15 protein-coding genes are annotated in these 16565 nt (G+C 59.5%); 11 read left to right on the forward strand and 4 right to left on the reverse strand.

Features of this window, described 5'->3' with window-relative positions:
• Positions 1 to 584 precede the first annotated feature (584 nt).
• The 5 genes from QTH91_RS18840 to QTH91_RS18860 all read left to right on the forward strand — a co-directional run bounded on the left by QTH91_RS18840 (position 585) and on the right by QTH91_RS18860 (position 3581).
• Positions 585 to 1016: a hypothetical protein gene (locus QTH91_RS18840; protein WP_286661680.1), complete on the forward strand. Its 432-nt coding sequence runs from the start codon at positions 585 to 587 to the stop codon at positions 1014 to 1016.
• Positions 1017 to 1304: 288 nt separating this feature from the next.
• Entirely contained in the window at positions 1305 to 1523 is a 219-nt protein-coding gene (locus tag QTH91_RS18845; RefSeq protein WP_286661681.1) for a hypothetical protein, read from the forward strand.
• Positions 1524 to 1691: 168 nt separating this feature from the next.
• On the forward strand, positions 1692 to 1967 hold the full coding sequence (locus QTH91_RS18850) for a hypothetical protein (RefSeq protein WP_286661682.1): 276 nt from the start codon (positions 1692 to 1694) through the stop codon (positions 1965 to 1967).
• A gap of 143 nt (positions 1968 to 2110) precedes the next feature.
• On the forward strand, positions 2111 to 2473 hold the full coding sequence (locus tag QTH91_RS18855) for a hypothetical protein (protein WP_286661683.1): 363 nt from the start codon (positions 2111 to 2113) through the stop codon (positions 2471 to 2473).
• A 775-nt stretch (positions 2474 to 3248) separates the two neighbouring features.
• The gene (locus QTH91_RS18860) at positions 3249 to 3581 is read left to right on the forward strand and encodes a hypothetical protein (protein ID WP_286661684.1); all 333 of its coding nucleotides are present in this window, start codon (positions 3249 to 3251) and stop codon (positions 3579 to 3581) included.
• 261 nt (positions 3582 to 3842) lie between these two features.
• Here the strand turns inward: QTH91_RS18860 and QTH91_RS18865 are convergent, their stop codons facing one another.
• From QTH91_RS18865 to QTH91_RS18875, 3 genes are read right to left on the reverse strand one after another with little or no spacing between them, the layout of a single operon-like run.
• On the reverse strand, positions 3843 to 4724 hold the full coding sequence (locus tag QTH91_RS18865; protein WP_286661685.1) for a plasmid partitioning protein RepB C-terminal domain-containing protein: 882 nt from the start codon (positions 4722 to 4724) through the stop codon (positions 3843 to 3845).
• A complete protein-coding gene (locus QTH91_RS18870; RefSeq protein ID WP_390368957.1) occupies positions 4721 to 5620 on the reverse strand; it encodes a plasmid partitioning protein RepB C-terminal domain-containing protein in 900 nt (299 codons plus the stop codon). Before QTH91_RS18870 ends, QTH91_RS18865 begins: the two co-directional genes overlap by 4 nt.
• The gene (locus QTH91_RS18875) at positions 5617 to 7179 is read right to left on the reverse strand and encodes a recombinase family protein (RefSeq protein ID WP_286661687.1); all 1563 of its coding nucleotides are present in this window, start codon (positions 7177 to 7179) and stop codon (positions 5617 to 5619) included. The genes QTH91_RS18870 and QTH91_RS18875 overlap by 4 nt, the downstream gene beginning before the upstream one ends.
• A 2500-nt stretch (positions 7180 to 9679) precedes the next feature.
• Here QTH91_RS18875 and QTH91_RS18880 point away from each other — a divergent pair.
• Entirely contained in the window at positions 9680 to 10108 is a 429-nt protein-coding gene (locus tag QTH91_RS18880; protein ID WP_286661688.1) for a helix-turn-helix domain-containing protein, read from the forward strand.
• 233 nt (positions 10109 to 10341) lie between these two features.
• Here the strand turns inward: QTH91_RS18880 and QTH91_RS23090 are convergent, their stop codons facing one another.
• Entirely contained in the window at positions 10342 to 12765 is a 2424-nt protein-coding gene (locus QTH91_RS23090) for a DUF1254 domain-containing protein (protein WP_368389472.1), read from the reverse strand.
• 401 nt (positions 12766 to 13166) lie between these two features.
• On the opposite strand from QTH91_RS23090, the gene QTH91_RS18895 reads away from it, so the two are divergent.
• From QTH91_RS18895 to QTH91_RS18915, 5 genes are all read left to right on the forward strand, one after another.
• Positions 13167 to 13877, forward strand: coding sequence for a hypothetical protein (locus tag QTH91_RS18895; RefSeq protein ID WP_286661689.1), 711 nt, complete (start codon positions 13167 to 13169; stop codon positions 13875 to 13877).
• Between the two features lie 140 nt (positions 13878 to 14017).
• Positions 14018 to 14305, forward strand: a complete 288-nt coding sequence (locus QTH91_RS18900; RefSeq protein ID WP_286661690.1) for a DUF1330 domain-containing protein — start codon at positions 14018 to 14020, stop codon at positions 14303 to 14305.
• 24 nt (positions 14306 to 14329) lie between these two features.
• A complete protein-coding gene (locus QTH91_RS18905; RefSeq protein ID WP_286661691.1) occupies positions 14330 to 14662 on the forward strand; it encodes a YciI family protein in 333 nt (110 codons plus the stop codon).
• A 319-nt stretch (positions 14663 to 14981) separates the two neighbouring features.
• On the forward strand, positions 14982 to 15239 hold the full coding sequence (locus QTH91_RS18910) for a helix-turn-helix domain-containing protein (RefSeq protein ID WP_286661692.1): 258 nt from the start codon (positions 14982 to 14984) through the stop codon (positions 15237 to 15239).
• Between the two features lie 3 nt (positions 15240 to 15242).
• On the forward strand, positions 15243 to 16562 hold the full coding sequence (locus QTH91_RS18915) for a M16 family metallopeptidase (protein WP_286661693.1): 1320 nt from the start codon (positions 15243 to 15245) through the stop codon (positions 16560 to 16562).
• The last annotated feature ends 3 nt before the right edge of the window (positions 16563 to 16565 follow it).

Consider the following 16565-nt stretch of genomic DNA (forward strand, 5'->3'; position numbering starts at 1 on the left):
CACCTCGGCAATGATGAAGAGCGCGGCCCGGCCCGCACCAAGGCGCGATCCCCATCGGATCAGCGAAGACGGCATCGCCCAGCCAGAGCAGATCGCCCACTTCGCAGGCAACCAATGCGTCCTATTCAGCGCCGCCGCATACGGGAGGCTGGCAAGCAGGCCGATTGCCTGTGGCCCTGGGCAAGCACGACGATCTCGACACCGAATTTAAAGCCAGCTCTCACCGTAGGAAAGGCAGGTAGTTGCCTAAGCAAACCTTGTGCCTCGCTCCTAGCCGAGGGGCAGTGCACTCATTGGGCGATCAGCCCTCAGACCTTCACCCAGATCCGCCGCAACAAGGAGAGCTTTACCCCGACGAAACCGGGCCCAACGATCAAGCGAGCGCTCCACAAGTGCGCCTTGAGTTTGGACAGCATGGGTCAGTTGTCGGCGGCGGCTCGTGGATCGTGTTGCACAAGCGATCGAATGCCAGCCGGCGCCCTCAAGCTTCGAGCCGAAAAGCGAGCATGGGTTCACCCTGAGCTGGGCGTTCGCCAAAGGACTGTGCTGATCAACTGGCGCATGATGGTTCGCAGCACGCTCACATGGCTGTCGTCAAAATCAAGCCAGCCATGTTTCAGCAACGACTCGAGCATCTGCGGATCAGAGCAATCCCCATCAGCGTAATGAATGAGCAACACTGTCATTTCGGCACTAATTTCATCGCGGGCGAGCAAGCAATTGGCGATCGCGAACACAGCCTGGGCATTGGTTGGCTCGCGCATCATTCGCGTGGCCCTGGCCTTGCACGAGCGCAGTTCGCGTTCCAAACCCCAGAGGTCTGCGATGGCGTGCACTTCCTCAAGGTCGTCGTCTCCCACGCGTACCGTTTTGCCTCGTGGGATCCCGGCTACCTGTTGTGCAGCATTGCCGGCCAAGAGGCACACGATCTGGACGCGCGCGCTTTCCATATCGACGTCGCAGCGCCGATTAGCCGATACTTCTTCGACGCCCGGCTTAATGATAGGTACTATTGACAATCCAACCGGCTCAAGCCCCAGCCTGAAGCGAGCCACGGCCTGCCCCGCTTCATATAGGGCAGCGTGAGTCCTCAGGTCTAGCGCAGTGGTCATGCCTTCACTTGAAAAGCATCTTCAGCACGATGCTACTGACCGATGGCCCGTACCTCAACCCGTTTGTCCGGGACGCTGCGGCGCTGGCCTTGCTTAAGCTCTGGCTTGTCACTTACCCAAAGGGTAAGAGGCCTGACCACTGTTGTGCGCTAGCTCAATTGGGCTAGCATCCCCTGACCACGCGAGGAAGCAATGGACTGGCAACCGATAGAGACGGCGCCAAAGAATGGAACCAGCATCTTGCTCATCAATCGGAACGGCGACATTGCTGCCGGCCTGTGGCTGAGCGACGCGCGTGGCACCGGCTGGTTTCTTTCGGGAGGCACCAAGCCGGCCGCGCTATTCAACAATAATCAAGGGCCGACGCACTGGATGCGTCTGCCCGCAGTACCTCCTCTTGGCACCCGTTGAGTTCCAAGCTGTTGCTAGGGGAGCAAGATGGCATCGTGCACAGTACCGCGCGCACTGCATTCCCCAAGCTGGCCGCCCTAAGAGCGGAAGGCCCCAAACTTGGGGATGCTGCATTGCGTACAGGGTACGACAGTCGAGCTTTGTAAGGCTTATCGCCGGGGCAAGGCCATGAAGACCGAGGTCGAGATCGTGCTGCTTTTCTCTAGCTACGATCAGTTGGAACTGCTGCCTGCCGTGCCGCATGCGTCGACGATCCACAAGGATGCATTGATCGGCTGCCAGGTCGGCGACGTACTACAGCTCGGGCCCGCGACGCTTCGAGCAGTGCGCAGGGAATGGTTGCTTGGTCCTGGGGCGACGCTGCGCGTCTTTGCGGAACTGGTGCCAAGTGGGAATGCGAAGGCGAGGTACGCCGATAAGATGCGCGTTCACTCTGGGGGATGAGACCTCATGCTGTCCTGGCTAAAAGCGCGCTTCTGGAGCGCTCGGTTCATCGTCGGCCCCGGCTTCGTTGCAGTGAAGCTGCCGCCACTGCGTAGGTTCTCAAATTGGGTGCAGAGGCACATCGGGGACGCGCGGTGATCAGAATGATGTCGATCGTGCTCGCGGCAGCCAGTGGCGCATGTTTGGCAGCGTCCCCGGCCCAGATGGAACCTGGCTTCGACATCAGTGGTGCCGGCGCCCGGCCTTGTTCGGCCTGGACAGAGGCGCGCGACAAGATGGGCGATCGCGAGTCTTCCGCGCTTCTGGACGAAGCGATGATGGTGACTTGGGTTCAGGGCTTCCTGAACGGCATGAATGTCAGTCGGATTGCGGCGGGTGGCCAGCCGGCGCGGCTGCCAGACGGAGATTCGATCCGGACGTACGTGGATGCATTTTGCAGGCGACAACCCGGAACAAGGGTCATGCAAGCAGCGCTGCAGCTTTATCTTTCAAACGCAGCCCGGTAAGCAGGCAAGTAAAAAGGCCTGCCCCAACAAGAGGGCAGGCCAAATGCAGCACCCGCCCAGGGAGGTACAAGCGGTTGGAACGTGCCGCGCCAGCAGTCTAATGTTGCAGATCGGAAAGAGCACGAAATTCTTTCGGCTCTGAAACATCTTCGTAGCTCTGGTGACCTCTTTTGCGACGATGTTGCAGGCCGGTGCCATCGTCCTTGGAGTCGTGTGAGCATGTCGCCAGACGATCCATTTCCCCAGGGCAATTCATCGTGGGCATCCACAATGAGCACCCGCCGCGGAGCACTAGATCTGCCGCGCCACCCGAGTGGACGACGGAGATTGCCGAAAACGACGGTTTGAAATCGCGCTGGTCAGCCTCGTACTGCAACTTCTAGACACCCATCAAAGCGTGACACCGGAGCTTGTGGCTAGGATACGCGCTACCCGCCTCATCAAGACCCTATGGTCGAACTTATGATGGCGCCCGCAGGTCTTCAAGCACTGCCTGCAAAAGCGTGGCGACGACATCATCGGCACTAGCTACTTAAACGCCGGCAAGCGCCAAAGCGAAAACGATGCGATCGAGCAAGGCCGCAAAGTGGGCGCGGACCTGTCGTCATCTTCAAACCACATACACCCGCTCGGTCACCACCACCGTGCCCATCACGGCGCTCACCACTTCCACCTAGGACCCCGGAAGCGCTGCCCCTGCCTTGGGACCTGGTGGATCTCGACCGCCTATGGCTCGGGAACGCCGACAACTTCCGGATCGTCCACCCACGTAACGGTGAGCACCCTTGGCTCAGACCACGGCGCACTCTACTGGGTCAAGGTGCGCATGCGAGTGAGCTTACGAGTGCGCGATCTGAACCACAAGGAGCACCAGCAGCTGCAGTCGAACCAGCCCGTGGTCGTCGATGACACCTCCGCGTTCTCCGCAGACGTTCTGAAAGGCGACATCGCCCTCACCATCCACGAGGCACCTGAGCACGGCACGAACGGCATGGGAAAAAATGCTGAGCGCAAGCAACAACTGCGCGATCACCGCTGCAGCGACGCGGCCCGTGGCTGGAAGAAGACCCTGCAGACAAGTGAAGCGCTTCAAGAGCAGGGTGCGTGATGCCTGTCTTTCAATCTACCGTCAACGTCTGCGCCACAGCAGACAAGGTGAATTGCTCTGTGATCAACGGTGCTTGGCTTCATCTCCTCTGCGCAGCCAGACCGTTCAACCACACCTTCGCTAAATGCCAAAACACCTGCCACCGTGCTCAACGTAGTCCCTGTCGGGTGACCACAACAAGACCTTCAACTGCCACAAGCAAGCTATCTCAGGGCTCCTGACGCGTGGAACGAAGGGATGCGGGCTCGCCAGACACACTGACTATCCTTCGATAGATGTCATCTCAACAATCTTCGAGAACTCCTCCAGGATCTCAGCGTGGTTAGCTTGCAAGTACCGAAGAATGCGTGGGTTATCCAATAGTTTCACGACGTAGCCGCGAGCGAGCATCAGGTTTAAGACGTCCTCCCCGTGATTCTGCTCCGCGAGCTTGTACTCAGAAAGCAAGTTTGACATCTCGTGCTCCATACGGGCCAGCTGCTCTCGTGAAATGGAGCTCGGGCCCAAGGGCCGCTTGCCCGCTACGAGCATCTCGGGCCGTGTAGCCGCGTACAGCGCTCGCGCGTACGTGACGGTGACACTGTTGGCCGCAATCATCAGCTCGGCGCATTCGATCTGGCGAGTCGGCTTCATCCTCCGGAGAATGGGTGAAATCTCTGTGGAAAACATCCTGTCTTTAAGCATGTCGACGACCTCTGCACAGATTCCGTCTAGCAAAGAGCTCTTCTTCTGTAGCAGACTGATGTTGATGCAAAGACCAGCCGCCAACTTTGCGGGCGGAATACCGCGATCGATCGCACGTCGGATCATGAGGTGCTCTTGAACCGAGGAAAGCCGGCTAACCCGATTGTTGTAGGTGAAGGTCTCATCGTCGGTCGCAATCAAACAAGGCACCTCTGGAACGCCAAGCTCCTTTATCGCCATCAGACGCATATGACCGTCGAGGACAAGATGCTGTCCACTCTTGCGATCTACCGCCGACACGGACAGTGGCTCAATCAGGCCGATCTGTAAGATTGAGTCTCGTACTTGCCTGTACTTCTGCGACGAAGACGTTTTCGGATCCAGTTTCGTCGAAGGCAGTAGCGAATCAACTGGGATCAAGAGCGGCCTGGGTACAAAGGCCAAAGCCGCGGCCGTCACAAAGCCCCTCCATTGCGCACGACGCGGTCAGCCAAGTACCTCGGGAGTGTGTCGAGTCCCTCAAGCCGCAGTACGTTGACCAGGTTCTCGTCTGCAATCAATTTCCTCAGCGCACCAAGAATGAAGAACAGTCGTTGTTGCACGAGTGAAGACTTACGGACCATCAGGCGCTGCCGCTCGACTTCCTTTTGGTAGGCTCGGACGAGGCTCGAAGATGTGACCGGTTTGCGATCTGGGGACTTGCGTGTGATCGATCGCCCGAGAAACTGTCGTCGTTCAACGAGCTTCTTTACGTACATCAACTGATGCCCGCGTAGACTTCCAGCTTCGTAAGCGTCCTGCATCGCCAACTGTACGGCTTTGTCATCATCGCCTGCCTTGACGATCACCATTGCTACGGTAAGAGGGATCTGGCCGCGCTCCACGGCGATCATCAGGCGTTCCTCGCCCTTTTCGGCCAGCTCAAGGATGCTTCTCACGTACGAGTCATTCAAGCCGGTTCTTCGTGCGATTTCTCCCGCAGAGCAACCTCGTTCCTTGAGCAAGGTTATTCCTTGGAGCAATTCCAAGGGGCGGTGGCGTCTCCTCGCGATGTTCTCAGCTAGGCTCATCACGTACGCGTCTTCGTCGGACGCAGATACAACCAATGCGGGAATTCTTGCCTCGCCAAGCCGCTGGTACGCCTTGAGCCTACCTTCGCCGCAGATCAGCATATACCTCTCTGCACCATCTTCACTCGACCGAGGAGTCACGGTGATCGGCTTCTTGAGCCCGACCACCCCGATACTGTGAACGATAGTGTCAAACTTCTTTTGGTTCCTCTCCCGCGGATTGAGCACTTCGATCCTGTCGAGGGGAATCATACGAAGCTCCGGAGTGGCTAGCGTGGAAGTCATGCGGCTCTCTTCAGTCTCAATCGAGCGGCCATTCCGTAGAAATAGTCAAGATTGTCAAAGCGATAGCTTTCGATCTCTATGGGGTTGTATTCGCCAAGGTTGATCCGGGAGCGAGTGAGGTCAAGGCGAGGTAATAGGTAGTAGTCCAGGGCCGTTTGGTTTTCGGGCCCAAGCCGGACCGCTACGGTCAGATCGGGCTCCAGTCCTGCATCGAAGCGAATCTTCCAGAACAAGTGACCCGACTCGCGGCGGTGGCAGCGCGCCAAGACCAACGACACAGTGAACTCTTCGTTGACGTGCAAGAGATCTGTTTCTGAGTCGCGCCTGATTCGGCCGCCCAAGTCTTGCATGTGCTGCTCAGTTTGCGCAACGATTGCAGGGTGAAGCCTTCGAAGCAAGCGATTGATCTCGATGTATTGGAAATCTCGCAACGGCTTGTATCCCACAAGCTCATAAGCCCTGAGTAGGCTTCCGAAGCGATGTGCGTAGACGGACGAGGATGGCATGCCCTCGGCTGAGTTGATGATGAAACCCGACAGCGCTTGCCGATCCCTATAGAGTTCGCGCAAGCGATCAATGAGTTCCGCGTCTGAAAAACGCCGCGATCGGGCGCGGATGATTCCTTGTGCCGTGTAGAAGTCCTCTTTTGCGACGATGGCCACGAAAGCGTTGTCCTTACGAATCCACATCTCCTTGGGATTCACCACCCGGAGCTTCTTGAGCTTGAATGAGATGCGGTTAAAGACGTTGCTACCAATGTACTTCTCGTTGATTAGGACTTCGTGAACGGTGGCCCTTGTCCATGCCCTCTCTTGATCGTTGAGGATTTTTGCTGCATTGAGCCGCTTTGCGATCTCTGTCTCAGATACCCCGTCCGTCACGAACCAGTGATAGATCCGTTGAACTGCTTGCACCTGGTCGTCGGGACCGGGAACAAGGATGACTCGATCGGTTTGAAGGCTTTTATGTTCACCTCGGACGAGTCTCGTCTTGGGCTGGCCGTTCTGGTCGACCAATAGCCTACGCAACCCAAATCCCGCTGGCCCCCCCTGTCTGTAGCCCGCCTCGATAAGGCGGCATTGTCCGGCGAAGACCTTTGCAGAAAGCTCGCGACTGTATTCGCCCGCCATTGCGCGCTTGACGCCCTTGACGATGGTTGAGACGGGCGAGCCATCGTTCTCAAACTGCTCTGCGCAATAGGCAACTCGAATCCCAGCGCGCTTGCAGACGTATTCGTAGTAGGCGCTTTCATCCGCATCCTGGAACCGGCCCCAGCGGCTAATGTCATAGACAAGGACCATAGAGAAGTCAGCATTGCCCGACTCGACGTCTTGCAGGAGCTGCTGAAGTGCAGGCCTGCCGCTAATGCGAAGGCCGCTTTTGCCTTCATCAGCATAGGTGCGAGTGACCTCGATGCCACGTCGAGCCGCATAGTCACGAATGCAGCTGGCCTGGTTCTGCGTTGAGTACTGCTGATGCTCGGTGGACATGCGCACGTATTCGGCAGCGCGGATCAAGGCCTGCTTGCCTGAAGCAAATTCAGCTTGCTCCGTACTCATTGTCTGAGCTCCTGCCAGATGCGCCTGGTATCTCGGGAAGCTTCGATCTGGGCTTACTTGGCCAGACCCTGCCTGCGAACGTCTCCGTATTTCACCCAAGGTATCAGGTCCCGGAGGCGAACTCGATCAAGTCCTCTCTTTGCAATCAAGCTGAGCTGTCGGGATTTACGGTCACAGGGGTTAGGCTGACTAACCAAGTTCTCGGCGGTCGAGACGGTGGCGACACGAGCTCGATCAGTTTGAATAGTCCACTGGGTGGCGGCCAAGGTGATGACGTGTCGCTCTTTGCAATAAAAGTGTCCCAGCTTGCTCTCTTGCGGTTGCGCGTGCGCTGGGCGGCGCGATTGGCGGCGGCGTAGTCTGGATTTGCCTCGCGATAGCTGCGCCAGTACCCGGGATTCTTTTTGCGCCAGCCGCGTTGCGCCTCGATTTGGTTTTGAAGGTAGTCCGCATCGGTCTGGCGCTTGGCCCGTTGCCAAAGGAGCTTCCTGGCTCTCTGGCAATCAATGTTTGAACAGTATGACTGCCCAGGAGACTGGGGTCTCGGTTGGAATTCATTTCCGCACGCGCTGCACCAACGCCTTTCCATCGCATCCCTCCGAACTTGAGTTGCAGCTTCGCGCTGCAGGCACGCGGATGCCTAGTTCCGCGCAGTCTCCTGATTCATGCAACTCAAAGCGATGTGAAAGAGGAGTGCGAGTTGAATCGCCAAGGCGGACCGTCATGCTGCTACAGGGGAAGCCCGCCTAGTCTGCCTCGCGAGATCGAATCAAGCCGTCATGAATCCAAACGCGCGCCTTGTCAGCAAGCGCTGCTTTGGCTGCTTCCTCACTGCTGTCGTCATCTACAACGCAGACGCCACACATGAAACAGTTACCACGCTTGAGGTCGGCGGTGATCCGATTGAGGTGTCGCTGGGCGGTCATTGTCCAAGCAGTTGACGCCAAAGGGACGACACTCGGCTGCGCTACCTTTGTCCAGGTTCATCCCGGCCTCCTCAAAGCCAAGAATGTCCGCTCAAGCCGCCATCGATGTCGCAACTGGTCGTCAATATGAATGGAAGTTGAAGACTATCGTCCCTATGCGGCCGGACGCGGTGGTATGAGCATGACGTTCGGGTATTGAGCTCGCGAACTGGTCTCAGGACTACGTCGCACGTCTTGGGGGGTCGGAGGACTACCGTGGAATTTGCGTCGATCACGTGCGTAGTGCACTGTGAGTTCACCAATTGGTCGATCCCTATCTGACAACCTGGTCATCGGGGAGCGTCGAACAACTATCGACCGGAAGCACTGGCATTGAAGACCATTCGCATTTGTCCTCGCCTCAACTCTTGACAACGTTAACAGGTGTTGGCGCGTTAACCGTGACCAAGCTCTTGCAGCAGATCTCCGCCATCGCAATTTCGACGCAGAACTGGTCGGAGAGAACTGCCCTAATGCCGGCGGGGTAGCTATGGCTTGTTACCTGACGCAAAATGGATCAAGCCTTCAGCTGTCGCTGACCGGCAGTGGAGCACTGGCACTCTCACTACCAAGGGGGTCAAATTGGCAACGATGCTCACTTGTTCAGTCGCGGATGCGCGATCGGGAATTGACACCGTCATTATCGTGGGAGAGAAGCTTCGTGACGATTTAGAGCGCGAGCCACCGTGTAGCGACGTCCAACTGTCGCCCTACTCGGATCGATGGCTGGGATGGCGTCGCGGCGCGGAAACTTACATGGAGAGGCTCTTCACAACTTCCGAGATGCTCGATGGGCTGAACGCCATGGAGCCCAAACATCTACAGAAATCGGAGCGCACGTGGCAGGAACGGGCGGCAGATCTTGTCGCAGATGTTGATCAGGATCTCAAGTACTTTCGAAGCCTTCTCGTAAGAGTGGCCAGCATGCCGCACGCCTAGGCGCAGGCCTAGGTTGAACCTAGTTGACTCTGGCGGCGTCCTCCAAGCTATCGTGGTGGCGGTCGATGCCCCGGGGACGCCGAAAGATCTTGGGCACTCATCCCAAACAGACAGACCTGCTTGGCACCTTGGGCCGATGCAGTCAGTGACAACCATAGTCATGTGAAATGGCCCCTTTGTCCCTGTCGAGTCCCTGTCTTCGGACGGCATTCCCGTCGATGCCTCCCGCCGTGTGACTTCATGCCATGTATGTCAAGCACCTCTTCGTCCACGCTAGGGACGCAGGGCTGACGCCCTGCGATTCATTTGAGGACGTTGTGCCCTTGTCCGCCACCGCTGCAGCAGTCAGTGTCGATAGACAGTCGTGCCCGTCATGTCGATGAGTCTCCCGTCGGCAACCCGTGGCTTCACTCTGGAGCCATCACCCAGCGCAACGGTCGGAGCGCGGGAAAAAACGCGCGCGCATTTTGTGGCATGGCGGCTTCGGGTCCGCACGTCCTCTGGGTGAGTTCATGCGCTCCTGCCAGCACCTGTCGGTCGCACCAGTTGCTGCTATTTCTGTCGGCATTCATCCGATGTGGGTAAATTCGCGAGCTATGACCAACATCGCATCTGTACTCAAGGCGGAGATTTCACGAATCGCTCGCAAGGAAATTCGCTCTGAACTCGATAACCTGAAGAAGGCCAGTTCGCAGCATCGACGTGCCCTTGCACAGCTCAAGCGCGAGGTAGCTGCCCTTCAGAAGCAACTCAGACGCGTGAGCAACGAGAAGTCAGCTGAATCCCGTGCAGCCAACGTCGCAAGTGCCGACGTTCCTAGGCGATTCAGTTCGACCAGGCTAGCTGCTCATAGAAAGAAGCTTGGCGTATCCGCAGTCACATATGGGAAGCTTGTCGGGATGTCCGGCGCCACCATCTACCTTTGGGAGCAGGGCAAGTCGAGGCCAAATCCAGAGCAATTGCAACGACTTTCAGTGGTCCGCGCCCTCGGAAAGCGCGCCGCACTTGAACTGGTCGAACGATAGGCGCCCGAGGACACGCACGCGAGCGTTTTGCAATTGGCGGCTGGCCCGCCACAAATGAGCCTGCTGCGCAGCGAGAGTGGTCCCTCCCCGGACCTGCCTGTAACATCGTTGATCGATCAGCCTGCAGGCTCCTCGTGGACGTCCGGACAGCGCTAGTGACCGGACTTCTTATGGGGACCGGCTGTAGGTCCGCAAACGCTGCATTCCCGCAGCTCCATCCGCCCAAGCGCTATCTAGCGCGCAGCTTGTGCTTCAGGAAACTTCCATCGGCCGTCGAGGATTTCCGCGCGCGGTCGGTACAGGCGCACCATGTAATTCCAGCCGCGAGTGATCGGCAAACAGTTGACCGTCTTGGCTTCGCAGCCACCGAACTGGATGTTCACCGACCCGTCTGCTTCTTTCTTCGCGGTGATGTTGTTCATCGTATAGGCATCGAACGAGTTCTTCTGATAATAGCCCCGTGCGTCGTACACGCTGACAGACCAGAAGCCGTCAACGGGCACCTCACGCGCTGTCAGCTTGTAGATCGTCTTGCCGTCGTTGCCGGCCGGCACAACGCTGAGGTAGACCGCGTCCTTGTCCGGGTTGCCGCCCCACGCGGACGCTGCCCCCATCAAGTAGCGCACGGGATCGACCTCCGCCTTGCTGCCAAACATGCGGTTCTTGTCCGGCAGCGTGTCAGCGAGCACGACCAGCGCATCACGCACCTTCTTCTGGCTCGCTGCATCCCAGCGCGGAATCTCAAAGCTACCCGTCGCCTGCTGCTGCACCTTGACCGAATCCTGCAGGGCGCGCACCTTCGCCAGATCCTGCGCGTCGTTGGGGTCTACCAGCAGGCGAATGGCGGCCACGAAGTAGCGCGTGCCCATGCTCGCCCGGTCAAAGGTGTAGCTGCCGGGCTTGTAGTGAACGCCATGGGTGTACTGGTCTTCGTCCATGACCTGCATCGACATGAAGCGCGAGCCCGGGTCGGGCAGGGTGATGGTCACCGGACCTGCATCCAGGTCGAAGACGCCGGCGGAGTAGAGGGTGTCGCGGTTCAGGCGCACCACGGTCTGCTTGTCCAGGGGTGCCACGTTTCGCGTGTGGTCGAATTTGCCAAACCCGCCGTTCTTGACGATGCCGGCAAAGTACAGGTCCGATTCCGCGCGGGCGAAATTCTCCACGGTCACCCGCTGAGCTGCAGTGGAAGCCTTGGCCGCGCTTTCGGCAACCCGCGCGCCCACGCGCTGGAGCGGGGGCTGTTTCCAGCGGCCGTCCAGTGCTTCCTGCTTGGGCCAGTACAGGCGCATCGCCGCCCAGAACGGCCCTTTGGGCGCGGGCAGCCAATTCGACTCCAAGTCCTTTCCGGGCGACTCGTTCTGCAAGTAGAGCGTGATACCTCCATCCGCATCGCGCTTCAGGTCGGGCAGCATGGCTGAGTTGATGAGATAGCGGTTGAGCGGATTGGCGACCAGCAGGCTCTCCGGGAGGCCGTACATCGTGACCGACCAGAAGGCATTGACCGGGGGAAGCTTACCGGGCGCAAAGCGCAGCACATATCGCTCGCGCGAGGCGTCCAGCGCCTGGCCCTTCGAGTCCACGAAATACGCCGGGTACATCGCCTCTTCCTTCGAGTTGCCATAGATGCCGAAGGCAGCCGATGCCATGCGGACCAGGTAGTCGTTCTTCAGGAATTTGCGGGTGCCGAAGCCATCGGAGGACGTCCGCTTGCCGGTATCGATCTGCTCGGTCTTGAACCGGTCCAGGGCTTGCCACGCATCGGCCATGCCTTCTTCCACGGCTTGTCGCTGTTGCGGCGTCAGGCGATCGGCATTGAACGGCTGGCCGGGCACGATGCCGATTCGCGCAAAGCGCGCGCGCAGTGCCGTCTCGCTTGGATGCGTGGGCGCGAACTGCAGCAGGAAGTTCAGTTCGTCGAAAAAGCGGATCGAGCTTCGCTGCTCCTTCGCCGAAAGGGGTTCGAAGTAGTCGATGGCGGGCGCCGCGCCCGGCGCGCTCTCGCCCAGAAAGGTTGACAAGGGCTGTACCTTGTAACCTGCCTGGATGGTCTTCACGTTCCCAATGTCCTGCGGGCTCTTGAGCTGGGTGCGAACCAGCACGAAGGCCAACTCGGTTTCAGAGCGGATCACCTGCCGAATGCCTGCAGGCGCCTTGCCCTTCCAACCGGGACCAGCCAGCAGGTAGCTGCCGGCCTGTGTGCCGGTGGACCGGCTGCCCACGTAAGCGAAGTTGAAGGTGTAGAGGTCGATGAATTGCAGCGAGTAGTAGCGGTCCTTCTCGACGGCGGGCACTGTGATGACGAGGGGCTCGCTGCGAAGGTCGGCTCCTAGCTGCGAATAGGGGGTGTCGGAATTGGGCGTCTGGATTGCCTTGTCCTCGGGTGTGAACACCCGCCCCACGCTGTGAATCGTGTTCCACGGTGCCTTGAACTCGGGGTTGGCGCTGTCCACGAAGTACGAGTGCATCACGCGGTAGTTGTCCACAAGCGGAAAGCCGTAGATCGTCGCGTCCTTGGCTATGGCACGCATTTCCGCGGGAGCCACCTGCATAGGCTGTGGAGGCGCCGCGGCGCTCGCAGGGGCGGCCACGGCCTGCAGGCCGGTGACGCAGGCCGCCATGAAGCCTCGAAGAAGAATGTGTGACAGCTTGAGCATGTTGCCTTCAATCTCCAAGAATTGGTGGATTGGCTGACCGGGCGCAACGGAGTCGATCTGGCGGGCAGCCGCCTTCTCGAAGCCCGCGCCCACATCGCTGTCGAAGTGTCCCATTTTTTCGTAGCGGCAAAGCTTGCCTTTTGGCGCAGCCGAAAGTGCTCGAATGTTCGCTTCAGCGGGTCGCGAAGCCAAACGACCACCGAGTCGTTGGAACCGTGCATGCCAGTACTGGGGGCTGGAACGAAGGTCGACATCGAAGCATCTGCAACGAGGCTCGCAGACCTTGCGCCAGATCAACTTGGCTACGAAGAGTAGGCCAACAATCAAGGACTTCACGCGACGCAAGTTGTCGACTTCGTTTGGATGCGTCCGCATGACGCAATCACCCTCAAGAGGCAGGAATGGGACCAAAAGATGCGCTGATCGCCGGGCTCGGACTTCTTGGTGCGACATTGGGCTTTGCAGGAGATGCGGCAACGGATGCCATGACCGCTGCGTACAAGCCATATCGAATCGCACTCTTTCGAACCAACAGCAAGTCGCAGGTCGAATCCGAAGTCGCGATCGTCCAAGCCGCCCAGGCTTGGCGCGACCTGGTCTTGAAGTTCTCGAAGAATCCGCCTCCGCCTTATGACCGCGACGCCGATTTCGGCAAAGCGCTGACCGACGTGGACGCCGTGTATGCAAGGGCAACCGCCGAAATCAATGAGCAGAAACTGACCGAAGCCCACGAAACGCTTGAGAAAGTCCGTGATCTGCTGGCTGAAATCCGTCGGCGCAACAACGTGATCGTCTATAGCGACCACATGAATGCGTACCACGCGGAGATGGAGCAGCTGTTGACTCAAGGGCCCAAGTGGGCGAGCCAGACGCAGGGCTTTTATTTGCTCATGGAGAAGCTTGGAAGCATGGAGTACCTTGCTGCGCGCTTGCGATCCGAAGCCCCGCCGGAAGTCACCTCTGACGCGGCTTTCGCCCCGGCCATGAAGTTGGTCGAACAATCTTTGGCGGGCCTTCGTGAAGCCGTCTTGGCGCAAGACGCAACGCGTGTTCGCGAGGCCTTGTCGAAGGTCAAGGGGCCTTACAGCCAGCTGTTCCTTAAGTTTGGTTGACCGCCTCGCATCGCTGACGGCGGCCCTCAAGTTCAGATCTTCCGGCCCTGAGTGTCCGCAATCTGACAGTCAGTCGCCGGTCGACGGCACGCGCAATCTATTCAACAATGCGGGTCGCATCGTCCTGAACAGGAGCACGCATGGCAGCCTACCTATTGGTTGACATTGATGTCACCGACCCTCTTTTGTACGACGAGTATCGAGCGCAGGTTCCCGCGCTCATCGCCGCCCAAGGAGGTCGCTACCTGGTTCGCGGAGGGGCCGTTGCAGTTCTTGAAGGGACGTGGCAGCCCAAGCGGACAGTCGTTCTAGAGTTCCCGAACATGGAGGCGCTTCGGGCTTTCTGGGAGGACCCGGCGTATCAGCCGCTTCGCGCCGTCCGCGAGCGCGCCGCCAAGTCAAACTTGGTCGCTGTTGAGGGTGTTTGAGAAGCGGATTGCGAGGAAATTGCCATGCCGAAGTTTTTGACCATCGGATACGGCGATGAGGCTGGGTACAACCGTACGCCTGCGGCCGTCCGCGACGCAGCCCATGCGCACGATGCCAAACTGCGTGAGCAAGGCGCCCTGATCGGCATCGCCGGAAAGCCGGTGCAAGTGCGAAACCCAAAAGCGGAAGGATTGGAAACGACCGAGGGGCCGTTCATGTCTTCGTCCTTGCCGGTTGCGGGCTTCGCAGTCCTGGAGGCCGATGATCTGGACGCAGCCATTGCCCTGGTCTCAAAAACACCTTGCGCCGTGGCTTTCGGAGTGGTCGAGGTCTGGCCACTGGAACTTCCGCCCTGACGTTCTGGCCATAGCCTCGGGCGATCGCGACAACGCGACAACGCCACAACGCGGCGACACGGCGCGCCTCAGCGCCGCACAGACACGCCCGCATCGATGGTCCCGAACACCTCGACGCTCGACTTTCGGCTTTCGGTGCCAGGCGAGCCTCCTGAAGAAGAGGCACAAGCGCTCAGCGTGCAGACGACGAGCGCGCAGAAAATTGATCTCAATCCGTTCTCCCAGACGTTGACACTGGGTATTTGGGACTCAGCGATGAGACCAAGGTTCCCGATCCCCGCGCACTTCGGGTAAAGGTGCGGGCAGCGACAATCCCCTCATGACCAAAGGAAAGCGCATCTCGGCGGACATCGGTGGCGATGCCCTGGACTCGATTCGGGAACTCGGTGTCGCGGCCAGGCTGGCGCGGACGGCGGCTGGGGAAGGTCAGGCCGCGGCGGCGGCGCGCCTGGGGGTGCATGTCCAAACCATCGGACGCATCGAGGCGGGGGAGCCCGGCGTTGCCGTCGGGCACGTGCTGGGTTTGCTGGCGCTCTATGGCATCGGCGTGAAGCCGCAGCAGCCGGGGGACCGCTGAGCCATGGGCTTGCTGTCTACAGGGCACACCACCATCACCCTTCGCACACTTGCGAACGGGGTGCGGCTGCTCGCCATTCCCATGCCCCACGTGCAGAGTGCCAGTGTGGGCGTGTTCCTGCGCGTTGGCTCCCGTGATGAAACCCCGGCAACGAATGGCATTGGCCATGTCCTCGAGCACATGGCGTTCAAGGGGACCACCACCCGTACCGTGCAGGCCATCAACCTGGACGCGGAGCGGCTGGGCGCGGACGTCAACGCGTTCACCAGCAAGGACACCACCGCCTACTTCATGACCGGCCTGGGCCGACACGCAGGGCATCTGCTGCGCATGACGGCCGACATCGTCCTGAACAGCACCTTCCCCGAAGCCGAGCTTCAGCGGGAGCTGGACGTGATCCGCCACGAAGCCATCGAATACGACGAGGACCCGGAGGACGCTTCCAGCGATCTGCTCGACCGCGCTGTCTGGGGCGATCACCCGATGGGCATGCCGGTGATCGGCACGGTCGGGAACATTGAAGGCTTTACTCGGGAGGATCTGGTGCGGCATGTCCGGTCCTACCACGTCGCGGAAAACACCGTCGTCGCGGCAGCCGGCAACTTCGATGTCGAGGCCTGGTTGGCCCTGGCCGAAGAACTCTTTTGCGCGATGCCATCGGCTTCTTTGCCGGTGCCGCAGGCGCCAGAGCCTGCCAAGTACAGGGGGTTGGCCGTGGCCCGGCGCTATTCGCAGGTGTCGCAGGTCTTCGTGAACATTGCCTACCCACTGTCGCCTGCGCGGGCTGATGAAATCAAGCAGCAGCGCTGGCGCCTTGCGGCGTCACTGGCTGTCAACCTGTTTGGAGGCGGGATGTCGGCGCCCCTGGTTGACCGAGTCCGCGAGCAACTCGGCCTGGCCTACACGGCGCATTCGCTCATGGACACCGGGGACGTCTGGGCCAACTTCGTCATTCATGCGGTCACCACCCCAGACAAGCTCGACGAACTGGTGTCGTCGACGGCCAGCTTGCTGCGTGAGCAGGCCACCAAGATCGAAGCGGTACAACTGGAGCGGGCCAAGAACCAACTGATCGTGTCGCGTGTGCGTGCCGGAGAACGGACCTACGTGGCGATGGAACAGGCCGTCGAGGAACTCTTCGCCTGCGGAACCGTGACGCCCACAGCCGATGCGATTGCAGCCATCGAAGACATCGGTGCAGCAGAGGTGCAAGCAGTCTTCGAGCGAATGCTGGCCAACCCTCCGGCGGTGGCGATTGCTGGCAAGGGCGTCAGCGCGCGAACGGCGAAGCAGTTGGCAGCGCGCCTTGCCGCCGCTGGCTGACAA

The sequence above is a fragment of the Variovorax dokdonensis genome (assembly GCF_030316895.1).
Taxonomy (GTDB): domain Bacteria; phylum Pseudomonadota; class Gammaproteobacteria; order Burkholderiales; family Burkholderiaceae_C; genus Variovorax; species Variovorax dokdonensis.